This window comes from Runella salmonicolor (genome assembly GCF_024158025.1).
Lineage (GTDB): Bacteria > Bacteroidota > Bacteroidia > Cytophagales > Spirosomataceae > Runella > Runella salmonicolor.
The window spans coordinates 1-13,931 of record NZ_JAMZEL010000022.1 but is presented as its reverse complement, the minus strand read 5'-3'; the positions used below and the strand labels follow the sequence as shown (position 1 = coordinate 13,931).

Genomic DNA, 13,931 nt, shown 5'->3' with positions numbered 1-13,931 from the left:
CGATTTAGGGAAGCAATTGAAATTACTTCCCTAGTTTGGTTTGGATGAGATTTACAATTTCCTTGCGATTTTTGGATTTGGCAAAATCCAAAGGAGATTTTCCATCGTGCGAAAGAAGACTCAAATCTGCATTGGCCGCCAACAGTAATTTAACAATTTCGACGTTATCCTGCCAAATCGCATCGTGTAGGGCAGTATAACCATTATAAGGGCCTTGCTTATTGATGTCAATGTTGTATTCTATCAAGAGTTTAGCCGCTTCTGTTCGGCCAGCATAGGCAGCGGCGTGTAAAGCCGTGGCTTTCATACCCGGGTCAACGGCACCCACATCAGCACCCGACTCTAATAGTAATTTAACAATTTGGTTATATCCCTTATAAGCTGCCATGACCAAGGGAGCATCCTGATTTGCATCCAACTCATTGACATCCACGCCATTTTGAATGAGTTGTTCAACGAGTGAAAAGTTATTTTTATTGATGGCATTCATTAAAGCTGTCATAACAAGTATCTATTTTGAGTAAAGATTTTCTGAACTGTTGTAGTTTACAGGCATTACTGCGCATGAGTAGCGCTAAAGACGTTTAGTTATGGCTCAAATTACTAAATGTTTACAATTTGTAAAAGTATCTGGTCTATAACTGAACTCGATTTAACATTTACTAATCTTTTCAAAACTGAAAAGTGGGCGTTTATCCAGCTCAACCTACAAAAAAAGCAAAGGCCCGTGTGGGTTACACACGAGCCTTTCACTTTGAGGATACTTACTTAATTATTGAAGAATCCACATGGTTTTGTTAAAATCGTCGCTACCTGCATACTGCGACTGGATGGCACTATTTACGTTGGCGGTGTTGTAATCCAGTTCCTTTTGCGGGTACTGCCACCGAACTGGTAATTTATCTGCTGGTACGTTCAAGTTTGATTTGGGGTTAACCGGAAAGACTGGAAAACCAGTACGACGGTTTTCAAAGAAGGCATCAAACGGTGCGTGAAGCATGAACGTACTCAAGTAGCGCTGCGTAATAATCTGCTCAAGCTGCACTTGCTCACCTGCCGTCGTCTTCAGTTTTACTTTATCCGAAGCAACGTATGAATCAATATAGGCATCCGTCATTTTGCGATTGTGATGGAAAAGCACATTATCGGGTGTATATCCAGCCGTAAACTTCATACTTGCCTTGATACCGTCGGTGTAATGGGTGCTTGCCGAACTCGTAATCCAGCCGCGAACAGCCCCTTCAGCCAGCATAAATTTCAACATGGCATAACTCAGTACATACACCGGCTCGGCATTGGCAAGCTCCAAATAGCGGCTGTTTACATTAGAATAATCTTTGCCTCCAAAAATGGTCGTCAACTCTGCATAGACCATGGAAGGGTCAAAACCTAAGTAAGAATCCCAGCTATCTACGGCAGCCCCTTTGGCTATTTTCACCGGTGAAGGATCGGCGTAGTAGAACAAACGATAGTCGTTCAAATCTTTCAGTTTATCCACAACCACATTTGTCATCATGGTGTACAGACGCGTCGTGTTACCCAGTTTATAGAAAGGATAGCGTTGCCCGGCAAGGTCGGCATACACCAACTGAAAATTATCGGCATTGCTCTCAAAAATCGGCTTGCTGGTTACAATGGTATTAAATCTTTCTTTGACTTTTAAATCAGCCTCCCCAGTTTTACGGTACAAATGGAGCAAAACCTGAAGTTCAAAGGTGTTTACAAACTTTCTCCATTTCGTGATGTCGCCACCGTAAATAGGATCGCCGTCGAATTTGATACCCGCAGCAAAAAGTTTATCTGCCTCTTCGAGTTCATTGAGTACCCCTGCCATTACTTCCTTTTGGTTCGAGTATTTAGGGTTCAATGTTCCTTTTTCTCCCAATAATGCCTCTGCATAGGGAATATCACCCACCTGCATTGACAACCAGAAGAATTTGTAGGCTTTCACGAATTTACCCAATGCCGTATAGGAGTTTTTGTAGGCACCTTCGGGGGCAAGTTCAATCATTTTCTCAACGTTGTTGAGCACCGTAAGTCCGTCAAAACTTGCGCGTCCTAGGTAATTGTACTGCGCATTTTCGGGGAATTCCATCCGGATGATAGACTTGCCATTCATCATTGACCCGATGCTTCCGAGCGAATTTCTGGAAATATCCAGGATAAGTGTAGTAGCAAGCAGTGGTGCCGACGCTTTGGTCGCGGCATTGGGGTTGGTGTTGATTTCTTCAAACTTTGAGCAACTACCCATCGAGAGACCCACAACGCCAATAAGTAAGTATTTTTTCCAAGTAAATTTCATACGTAATGCTTTTAGATGTGATTAACAATCAGCCCTGTGTTATTAGAACGTTAACGTGATGTTACCGCCCATGTAGCGAACCGATGGTGAAGTAAGCTGCGTATCATCCGCTTTATCAGGATCGGCAAAGCGGAAGGCTTTGGTCCACATCCACACGTTTTGACCTGTTAAAGAGATAGAACCTGAACGTGCACCGAGCAACTTCGCAACAGGTGAGGGAAGGTTGTAACCCAACGACACCTCTCTCAATTTAAAGAAAGTTGCATCTGTAATACCGCGAGTACCGTCTCCGTAAGAACGTGAATAATCTTGGTAAGAAACCTTGGCCTCATTAGGGGCAAATACCCGTGTATCATTAGTAATTTTGCCAAAGCTGTCAAACGTAACAGTTCCAGATTTTACAATAACCCCATTTCCAGTAAAAGACTTAGTTTTATTCACAACCTCATCATATCTCCATTGGTTATCCGAATCTGGGTGCGAGCCAGTGTCCCACATTTTGTACGATGTATAGTTGTTCAACACACCACCGACGCGTCCGTCGAAGTTCACCATCAAGTTGAATTGCTTGTACTTGATTGTATTGGCAAAACCCCACAAGAATTTCGGGTCAGTATACCCACGCAAGTAGCTAAAATCACTTAGAAGTGGTAAGCCGTTGGCGCGGTGGATAAGGCTTCCCGTCGCTGGATCAGTCAACCAAACACGGTCAGTATAAGTATCTACACGTCCACCCGCTACTGTCCATGCATTTTTAGCTGAGTTTGGTGCGATTTCTTTATAATAGCGGTGGTTGAAAGAATAGTTGGCTACAGCATCCCACTGCCAGTCGTTCTTTTTAAGAATCGTAGCGTCTAAACTCACTTCAAGCCCTCTTCTTACGAGTGTTTCGTCCCAGTTAATGAGCGTATTCACAAACCCAGAAGCTGAAGAAATATTGGCATTGGTCTGGCGGTTGTAATTGTACTTATTAAAGTAGGCAATATCCAATTTCAAGCGTTTTTTCAGGAAATAAGCTGCTGTTCCGATTTCCCAAGTCCTGTTGGTTTCGGGAAGGATGTTATCGGCGTTACGAATCGTAGTAGGATAACTTCCCGCATTGAGGCCATTCCAAGTACCAATCGTAGTGCTGTACGTTTGGTTGGTAGCATAAATTCCCAAATCCGACTTTGAAAGCGTCCAAGAGCCACGCAATTTCCAGAAGTCAAGCCACGACGGTAAAGAACCTAACACTTCACTGATGACGAAGCTTCCTCCCAAGGATGGATAGAAATACGAACGCGAGCTTTGGGGCATGGTCGAGCTCCAGTCATTACGTCCGGTGGCATCCACGAAGAGCATATTTTTGTAAGATAGTGTCAGTTTCCCATATACACTATTCACTTGCTTTGCACTGGCAGCCACACTTACGTTAGGCCTTTCTACGGAGTTGTTGAGTGAATAATAGCCCGGAATCAAGATACCACTTCGTGTGGCACTGTACAAGTTATTATTTTTTAAAGCATAAATGGCTCCACCCGCAAGTGCGTCAATCCCTAAATCACCAATGGTTTTGTTATAAGTAAGCAAGGCATCGCCGTTGAAACTCCAGCCCGTTTGTTTGTTGATAGCATATAAGCCTGGCGTGTCCCATCCCCGATTGGAGAGAATGTTTGGCGGATTGCGCTTGGTTTCGTCATTGCTGTACATATCAAAACCAGGACGAATAATTAAGTTGGCTCCCTCAAAAAGTTTGTAAGTAGCTGTCAAGTTAGCATTCAACCTATTTTCATAAACACCCCACAATTTTTCGTTTGCGATGAGATATGGGTTATCATACCAAGCCTTATAATGCCAGTTTTGTTGTACATCTGGAATCAACCAATAGTTGTCTTTGTATTCTGACAAATTGTACTCTGGTCCCATCCACATTAGGATATTATACATATAACCTTGGTCGCTATACCCAGCACCCGTTATTTGCGGAGCATTGCGTTTGTTGTAACCCATTTGGCTGGAGAGTTTAAAACGATCTCCCACTTTCATCTCCCCACCCAACGTGAAGTTGAAGGCGTCAGATTTTAGATTCGGGTATTGTCCTTTGTTATAAATATGCGTCAATGAAGTCCGGAAGCTACCGTTTTCACCCGTTTGGGCAACGCTGATGCTGTTGTTGGTGATCAGCCCTGGCACCAAAAAGTCGCGGAAGTTATTCTTTCCTCTTGACGTAAGCTCTTGCATTTCCATCTGTTTGGTGATGGGATTCCATTGGTTTGCTTTAATACCAATGTCGAGCTTTTGGCCCCAGATGTAATCGGTAGGGTCATATACTCCCCCGATACCTGCACTGTACGACTGCTGTACTTCTGGAAGCATCAGGAAGCCAGCGTTGAACATGTTGTTGGTGTTGACCGTCACCGTCAAGCCTTTGTTGGCTGAACCTTTTTTAGTAGTAACGATGATGGCCCCACTCCCTCCGCGAGAACCGTACAACGCCGAAGCGGTAGGCCCTTTCAAAACGTCAATACTTTCGATGTCGTCTTGGGCGATGTTATTAAGGGATATATTGTTGTAGGGAACCCCGTCAATAACCAACAATGGAGTCTCACCACGTAAGCTGAGCGCTGGCATTTGGTTAAATTCAGTACTGTTACGTACCCACAAACCAGCCACTCTACCTGTGAGTGAAGTACCCACACTTACCCCTTTGACGGTCTGCAATGAAGGCCCTGCTACCTTTTGTACGGCATATCCCAACGACTTTTCTTCCCGCTTTACCCCTAAGGCTGTCACAATCACCTCACTTAGTATTTTGGTATCAGTGGTCAAGCGAATCGAAAAGGAGGTTTTGGTGCCTACTTCTATCTCTTGGGTAGCATAACCGATAAACGAAAACAAAATGATAGATTTATCGCTTCTTACCGACAGCTTAAATTTACCTTCTGAATCGGTGAGTGAACCGTTGGTGGTTCCTTTCTCAATTACGTTGACGCCGGGAAGCGGCGACCCGTTTTCGTCGGTTACGGTTCCAGTAACCTCCTGTGCGTTTACCTGAACCTTCTGAATCGGTGGAGTCGCTGCATTAGCATCCATGATTCCAGCGCTGGTTAACACACCGAAGGAAAGAATTGAACCGGTCAACAGCATGAACCGACTCCTGCTTTTCATCAACGTGTAGGGGAATAGTTGTTTTCGCATTTGTTTAGTGTTAGAATTTAAAAATAGAAAATAGGTAAGGACAAACTTATCCGTGATTAGTCACGGCGTTAGCTTTACGCAACGGTTAGAGCGAAAAGAGTGCTGGAGCGCCGCAATCAGCAACGGGCCAACTGTGTTGAGGTTGAAAGTTTGGATAAAATGGTGCTGAGATTAAAGGGTTTTTAGCTAATGATAAAGTTCCTATTAAAAAATCATTCATAGAAAGTACCGTCTTTAATTAAAGACTTTGATACATCTACTACCCTATACTCTCACAGGATTATGATGTACTACTTGGATAAGTACTATTTAATTCACAATTTTTTAAGATGGGCAAAATTAGTAGCATTTGCGTGATTCCAAAAAACTCGCAGAAGAGATTCTCATTTTTTGCGTAAAATAAATTTTCCGCCACAAATTATTAACGTTTTTATAATATGACTTACTCAAATGTTTAGTAAGAATTAACTTATGGCCAAAACCCGATTCGTTCATAATAAATGCTTTATTGTTCTGCTGGTACTGCCTGTAAATGTGATTATTATAAATGATATAGAAATAATTATAAAATTAACATGCCGTGTTAAAGCCAAGTAGGTGGAAATTTCTACCCCATCCCCCCAGGCTAAAGAGCAATATTAATTTTTCTTTATATCATCAGTACTGGCAAATGAGGCCAGTAAACGAGAAAATTCCGTCATAAAAAAAGCAAAACGGAGGTGCATATACAATCAAGTGAATACACTTAGAAATTATGTCTATTGTTAAAGCCCTCTTAATCAGTAAATTCCCCTTAACACTATCAGGGATTGCGATGACTTATGTATGTGTAGGTAGCCTAAACTATATCTTGTTGTAAAAACAGAGTGTTTTTTTAAGATTAATGAGCCACAATTGTCTTCATTTATAGACAAAATACCTATATTTGTCCACAAAAAACACCAAAATCATTTATATGATTACCGGCGAACAGGTACTAAACTTCCTCAAAAACAAGGAAGGACTGACTTTGGCAAAAGTCGAAAAGGAAGCGGCCATTCCCAAAGGAACTCTTTCCAAATCTTTAAACGGCGAACGCGAACTGAATCAAGATCACCTTACAAAACTCTATCCTGTTTTGGTAGGGTATGGATGGAAAGAATTTTACCGCTCCAAAGCAAGGGTAATCGCTGTGGTAAACCATAAAGGCGGCGTTGGCAAAACCACCACCACACTCAATTTGGGAAAAGCCTTGGTGCTTCATGGCTATAAAGTACTGGTAATAGACATGGATTCGCAGGGAAATTTATCGCAGGCCCTCGGCATTGACAGCCCTGATAAGCAGGTAATGCACGCCGTTCTTGACGATGAGCCGCTGCCTGTATACTCCATTGCTCCCAATTTTGATTTATCTCCCAGCGATTTGACCCTTGCTAGCCGAGAAAGTGAGATGATTAGAATGGTGCTAAGTGAATTGCAATTACAAAGAGCCATTGCACCAAAACTGAGTGAATATGATTATATACTAATTGATTGTCCGCCAGCACTCAATGTTTTTACCACCAGCGCCCTTATTGCGGCCAATTCTTGCCTGATTACCCTCCAACCCGAAATATCTGCACTAAAGGGGGTCAAGGGTTTATTTGACCATATTTTTCAGGTACAGCGTAGGCTCAATAGCGGGCTTCATATTGAAGGCGTATTATTGACGATGGTTGATAACCGATTAAACATACACCGAGATATTATTGAGCAGGTGCGTTCTCAACTGAATTCTTTTAAAATATTCAATACTCAAATCAGGATGAATGTCTCTTTGAAAGAGTCTCAGATTTCGCAAATAGATATTTTTGGATACGATGGTAGTTCCAACGGCGCGAAAGATTACATGAATCTGGCAAAAGAAATTATCGGTTAACCTCTTCCCTATTCGTTCTAATGGCAAAAAAATATCAATCCTCCCTTGGCGAACAAAAAATATTTCAAAGCTCCACCTTTGTGCAGCACGAAGAAATTAAGAAAAACATAACGGTTCTTCCTGAACTAGAATCACTGATTCCTCCGCTTGGAGAGGAAGAAAAAAAGCAACTGGAAATCAACATTTTGAACGAAGGTTGCCGAGAAGCACTATTGGTCTGGCCCACTCTTGAAAATGTAGTCACCCCAAACTCAGCGTCACTAAGACCAGTATACGTCCTGATTGACGGCCATAATCGTTTTAATATTTGCGTCAAACATTCCCTTGATTTTCAAATTCATCTGGTATCATACAGCACCCTCGAAGATGTGAAAGGGTTTATGATTGATAACCAGCTTGGAAGAAGGAATTTAAGTACCGAACAGGCCTCGTATTTGCGGGGAATGAAATACCTAAATCTGCGTAAGAGTAAGGGAAAATATGAACGTTCAAACCATAAGGCTCAAAATGAGCTTTATGATATTTTGCCATCTGAGCATAAAGATCAAAATGATCCTTATGCCAGTTCTGAGAAAAAAATGACTACCGCGGAGCAACTCGCACAGGAGTTTAATGTAGGCCAAGCAACGATAAAAAGAGATGCAGAATTTGCAGAAGGCCTGGAAAAACTTAGCCCGCAATTGAAGCTTTCTATTTTGGCGGGTACCACAAAAATTAGTAAAAGCCAGATTCAACAGCTAACAAAAACGGAAAATATTAAAAAGCCGTTGGACTCTTTAGAAGAGATTGAATCAACGCTAATATCTACCAAAACGCAAAGAATCGCACAAACTAATGCTGTAACCCCAGCCGATGTATTGATTAACGAAATCGGTACACTCGTGACTAAACTTAAAAATCCCCAAAGAAGAAAGGACGCCTGCGATAAACTTATAAAATTAGTTTCTGATTTACAGGCTCTTTCCTAGGTTAACTTTTATTGACGGGCACGTACTGTGTGCCTCCATGATAAGGATGCTCCCTATTTTTGTTTTATTATACCTCATTTACCATTTAGTTGATGTTACCCACTCAGTACATTAAACTGTAAAAGTTAGTACCCAAATAAGCCCTAAAAATGTAATAGTTGCTTTATTATTTTCTCATAATCAATAAGTTACATAATTATATATTGTCATTAATAAAGGGTGGTTTATCTTACATCGTTCAGAAACATAACCCAAAAATGGGGTATTTATATAACATTTTTAGGGGTCTTCATCTGATTTTTTAACTCGCCAAAAATATACCCAAATGAGGGTAAAAGAGGCAAAAAGTATTTTACAAATGAAAAAATATATAGAAAAACCAACAACAAAACACTAAAACTCACCTGACGAATCAAAAGTCAGTGAAAAAAGCCCAAAATGCGTTGAATATCTATAACTTTTTTAGGGGTTATGTATGTGGATAAAAAAGTTATTATAACAAATTTAGGGTTCGGGAAGCCTTTATTTTTTAAAAAAAGGAGAATTCAGGCATTTCAACTAAGTCATTGATAATCAAATTTTTACCCTAAAAGAAAATTGGATTTAGAAAAAGAAATTTTAAAATCAACAACAATAGCGCTGATGATGTTTCTTTTCTTTTTAAAAGCTTTTAAAAGCTTTCGAGTGTCATAACTAATTTAAAATCAATGTATTATAAGGTTTATTATAACAAAATTAGGGTTAACTATAACAAAATTAGGGTTAACTATAACAAAATTAGGGTTCAATTATAACATTTTTAGGGTTCAACTATAACATTTTTAGGGTTTTTGATAATTTATGTGAATTATGGTGTTATTTTTAAGCTAAAAAGGGAGTTGTATGGCCAAACAATCCGACCAGTTATCAAAAATTGAGAAACCACGTTTAGTGAGATTAATTCGCAAGTCTAACGACTTGGTTGAAGGTAAATATCGTTTTGACATTTGGGAAATGAGGGTATTTACAAAAACCCTTACGATGATTCATAAAGATGATGAAGATTTCAGGCCCTACCGAATTTACCTGAAAGAAATTATCAGCGATTTTGGGTTGGAGCAAAACAAGCAATCTTACAAATTTCTGAAAGAAGGAGCTGAAAAACTGGCCCGCCGAGAAATCAGGGCCGTCGCATCTACCCCCGACGGCGAAATGGAGCTATTGACCCACATTGCGGCGGGTGTAAAAAGTTTTACAAACAATAATGTCGGGAAATACATTGAGATTTCATTTCATCCAGAGATGAAACCTCATTTGCTGCAATTACAAACGCAGTTTCTGATGTACGACATCAAAAATATACTTCGCCTGCAAAGTTCGTTTTCAATCAGAATCTATGAGTTGCTGAAACAGTACGAACGAATTGGAAAACGGAAATTTACGATTGAAGAGTTAAAGGAAATTTTAGACATATCGGATAAGTACCCACTTTACGCCAATTTCAAGCAAAGGGTAATCATTAAAGCGCAAGAAGACCTTTCAGAATTTACGGACATCCGTTTTACGTTTGAAGAGGAAAAGAAAGGTAAGGCGGTTTATGCGATTATTTTCTTCATTGAGCGAAATGCTGATTTCACCGAAGAATTACCCAGCAATATCATTGTTGATTCGATAATACAACTGCCAGTTGTGTCCAAGGAGTCTCAGGAAGCACTTGAAATTTTCAGTTTACTCAAGGAATTTAAAGGCGTAAATATACAGACGGTAAAAGACTGGCTTACTCAATTCTCGCCCGAGCATGTTCGTCAGCGCATAACGCTGCTCAAAAATCAAATTGCGTTGGGAGGGAAGATTCGTAACCCAATGGGCTACTTACAGAAAATGATGATACAATCTAATCTGTTTGATTTGGTAGAAGAGACAAAACAAGAAAAACAGCAGGTAGCAGAACAACAAAAGCAAAACCATCATTTGCTGAAGCGTTTGGCGGCTGAATTGGAGCAACTACAGGTGGGGCATTATGAAACCCAAAAACGGATGGTTGATAAGATATTGAGCGAAGATGAGACATTGCGCACTGAAATACATAATTCAGTCAAAAACAGCCGTTTTTATGACCCAGGACAAACGATTGCCGAAAATATGAAAAAGGGGATGGTTCAAGGAATGGTTTTCTCTAAAGTGAAGCAGGCGAGACAAACGCTTTTTGAAGAAATGGATCGGGAGTTTGAAGTTTTAGAGAAATCGCTCAAAAGTCAGCTTAGGGTTTTAGGATGGGATGGATAAGGATGGCATATTCTTTTTTCATATATCTTTTGTTTAATTTATTAGTTTTATGTCGTTATAATACCGTTATAAAATTGACAAAATATTGCAACAAGAGAAATAGCCCATGCATAATTATTTCTTGATATAAATCAATGTCTTCATCCCAATTAGAATAGATACCCTAGATTCTATCAATCTCAAAATATGAATTACTTTTGTAGTTTGGATTCAAAACCGCACCATCAACTTCCTTAACTTTATTGTCTAAACAAAGGGCAATTAGTATCTTACATCAAACGGTGGCTTTTTGACCTAAAACGAATTAATTTATTAATTATCAATTGAATAACCATTCTATGTTCAAACCCAAAAGTATTTTTTCGCAATTTATCGCCTGCGTTCCGGGAGTGATTGTTGCGTCATCTGTTTTTGCACAAACAGCTGTCCCTCTCAATGACCTCAGCGCCTTTACCAACAAAGCCAATAATTGGTCCATTGCTGGAGACGTCACTGCCGATATTTCCAAAGTCAATGTTTTAGAATCTAAACCAGGCAAAGGCGTTCTTGTTTGTATTCACGAAAAAGGAAAATATGGCCAGGAATATGAGCTTGTGTCAAATTTCAAACACGGAGATTTAGACCTAGAATTAGATTTTATGCTCACAAAAGAATCCAATTCGGGCATTTATCTTCAGGGAAACTATGAAGTACAGCTTTTTGACAGTTGGGGCAAAAAAACGGCTAAATACAACGACAATGGCGGTATTTACGAGCGTTGGAACGATGCCAAACCAGAAGGTGAAAAAGGATATGAAGGATATGCTCCACGTTTTAACGTAGCAAAAGCACCCGGTTTATGGCAAAATATCAAAATATCATATCAGGCGCCTCGCTTTGATGCCGCAGGAAAAAAAATCGCCAATGCGGTGTTTCTTAAGATTGTTTTGAACGGTGTAACCATTCACGAAAACGTAGAAGTAAGCGGTCCCACTCGCGGCTCGCTGACCAAAGAAGACGTAGCTTCTGGTCCGTTGCGTATTCAGGGAGATCATGGTTCGTTGGCCATTAAAAATATTGTCATTAACAATTTCGACAAAAAACCAGGAACATTGTCCGACCTTACTTATAAAACGTACTACGGCAGCTTTGCACCTAATGAAGATTTCTCAAAACAAAAAGTGGCCGAAACGGGTAAAAAGGAAGCCTTCTCTTGGGAAATTCTGAAAGACAACAACAACTTCGCTTACATTTATAACGGAAAATACACCGCTGTCACCGACGGTGAGTACACCTTCAAATTGCAAGCTGCGGGCAATGCTTACCTCAAAATTGATGGCAAAGATGTAATCCCAGCTGAATCAAGAAATGCAATGCGTCAAGGAAAAGTAAACCTCACGGCGGGAGCGCATACCATTGAAGTTTTCAATAGCAAAACCGAAGGCTATATGCGGCCAGGTTTAGCGGTTTGGGTGTCTGGTCCTGGCTTTAGAGAGATGTCTTTAAGTACTGCCAGTTCGGTTACAACAGGTGGTGGAGTAGATCCGATACTCGTAACTGCCCCTACCAATACAGTTATGCGCAGCTTCATGGATTTCAAAAAGACCCCCGAAGCTAAGAATACCCGCATTGTTCATGCGGTTTCGGTGGGAAGTCCCGCCAATCTGCATTATACTTACGACCTCGATAAAGGTGCTTTATTGCAGGTTTGGCGGGGTGAATTCCTAGATGCCACCCCAATGTGGCACAGCCGCGGCGATGGTTCGTCGCGCCCACGCGGTAGTGTTACACTTTTGAACAATGACATGTTTCTTGGAAAAGTAAATGGTCAGTCGGCATGGCAGGCAGATACCACGGGCAGCGGTTACGTACCTAAAGGATATGCATTGGATGATACTGACGCTCCGACTTTCAACTATATCGCTTTCGGCTCGCCCGTTACTGACCGTCTTTCGGTTGTAGACAACAAATATTTTGAACGCGAAGTAAAATTGGCAAAACCAGTCGAAAACCTAGTAGCGAGAGCCGCCGAAGGAACCAACATTGAAATGGTTTCGGAAGGGCTGTACTCGGTTAACAACAAGTCTTATTTTATCCAAATGACCGACAAATCGGTGGTGCCGCAAATCAGAAACGTGAATGGCGGTCAGGAGTTGATTGTTCCTGTAACTAACGGGACGGTTAAATATGCCATCCTTTTCTAAAAATAGTCTGCAAATCATTACTTTTTAATTAACAGATTATCCAGCAACGCTTACTTAACAAATGTTGCTAGACAACTCAAAATAATGACAATGAAAAAAATTGCTCAAATAGCCTTACTACTTTTGGCAACGCTGCCAATGGTAAAAGCGCAAGAATCACCAAAAGAAGAAGATTTTTATAAAATCATTACCCCGCCCATCCCCGAGGGAATTATATTGGAAGTCGGTGGCTTGATTACTTTACCCAATGGCTCATTGGGAATCTCAACCCGCCGGGGTGAAGTATGGATTGTAGATAATCCTACCAGTCGTACACCATATTTTAGAAAGTTCGCTACGGGTTTGCACGAGATTCTGGGTCTTGCGTACAAAGATGGATTTTTGTACTGCGCCCAACGAGGTGAATTGACAAAACTGATTGACAAAAACGGCGACGGTAAAGCTGATATTTACGAAACCGTACACGCTTGGGCCTTATCAGGTCACTACCACGAATATTCTTTCGGGCCAAAAGTAGCCCCCGATGGCAGCTTTTTTGTAAGCGGCAACGTAGCATTCGGCGACGAAGAGTGGTGGAGAGGCGAAAGCCGGGTTCCTGGCCGTGGCTGGATTTTTCGTATTACACCAGACGGAAAATACGAACCGTACGCCACCGGTGTTCGCTCTCCAGCTGGTATCAGTATGATTAAAGGTGAGCTTTGGTACACCGACAATCAAGGAGATTGGATGGGAACTGGCGGGATTTTTCCCGTAAAAAAAGGCGGATTCATGGGACACCCTGCGGGATTGAAATGGGCTGAATTGCCAAATTCTCCCGTAAAATTAACCGAGAAACAATTCTTTGCCGAACGAGATAACCGCCAAGAAAGAGATGCCAACAACCGCGCCATCAAACCCGAAAACACCCGTAACGAAACGCCTCAGTTTTTGTATCAGTTGAAAGAAAAATATGACATGGTGCAGCTTCCTGCCGTTTGGTTGCCTTACGGTGTGCATGGCGTTTCGACGGCCGAGCTTATCATGGACGAAACCAATGGTGATTTCGGGCCGTTTACGGGTCAAGTTTTTGTGGGCGACCAAGGTCAAAGTAACATTATGCGGGTAGTTCTCGAAAAAGTAAAAGGAGAATACCAAGGTGC

General features: G+C 41.2%; 8 protein-coding genes. 5 read left to right on the top strand and 3 right to left on the bottom strand.

The features are described 5' to 3' along the window. Positions 1 to 22: 22 nt before the first annotated feature. The 3 genes from NCI00_RS28045 to NCI00_RS28035 form a co-directional block, all read right to left on the bottom strand. The gene (locus NCI00_RS28045) at positions 23 to 502 is read right to left on the bottom strand and encodes an ankyrin repeat domain-containing protein (RefSeq protein WP_253533128.1); all 480 of its coding nucleotides are present in this window, start codon (positions 500 to 502) and stop codon (positions 23 to 25) included. Positions 503 to 772: 270 nt separating this feature from the next. Beyond that, entirely contained in the window at positions 773 to 2,302 is a 1,530-nt protein-coding gene (locus tag NCI00_RS28040) for a SusD/RagB family nutrient-binding outer membrane lipoprotein (protein ID WP_253533126.1), read from the bottom strand. A gap of 42 nt (positions 2,303 to 2,344) precedes the next feature. Next, positions 2,345 to 5,479, bottom strand: coding sequence for a SusC/RagA family TonB-linked outer membrane protein (locus tag NCI00_RS28035; protein ID WP_253533124.1), 3,135 nt, complete (start codon positions 5,477 to 5,479; stop codon positions 2,345 to 2,347). Positions 5,480 to 6,434: 955 nt separating this feature from the next. Here NCI00_RS28035 and NCI00_RS28030 point away from each other — a divergent pair. The 5 genes from NCI00_RS28030 to NCI00_RS28010 all read left to right on the top strand — a co-directional run. After that, positions 6,435 to 7,376, top strand: coding sequence for a ParA family protein (locus NCI00_RS28030; RefSeq protein WP_253533122.1), 942 nt, complete (start codon positions 6,435 to 6,437; stop codon positions 7,374 to 7,376). A gap of 20 nt (positions 7,377 to 7,396) precedes the next feature. Further along, entirely contained in the window at positions 7,397 to 8,344 is a 948-nt protein-coding gene (locus NCI00_RS28025) for a hypothetical protein (protein WP_253533120.1), read from the top strand. A gap of 882 nt (positions 8,345 to 9,226) precedes the next feature. After that, positions 9,227 to 10,609, top strand: coding sequence for a replication initiation protein (locus NCI00_RS28020; protein ID WP_253533118.1), 1,383 nt, complete (start codon positions 9,227 to 9,229; stop codon positions 10,607 to 10,609). A 338-nt stretch (positions 10,610 to 10,947) separates the two neighbouring features. Continuing rightward, positions 10,948 to 12,792, top strand: coding sequence for a 3-keto-alpha-glucoside-1,2-lyase-like domain-containing protein (locus NCI00_RS28015; RefSeq protein WP_253533116.1), 1,845 nt, complete (start codon positions 10,948 to 10,950; stop codon positions 12,790 to 12,792). A 90-nt stretch (positions 12,793 to 12,882) separates the two neighbouring features. Next, a partial coding sequence (locus tag NCI00_RS28010; protein WP_510186811.1) for a PQQ-dependent sugar dehydrogenase family protein occupies positions 12,883 to 13,931 on the top strand: 1,049 nt, incomplete at its 3' end.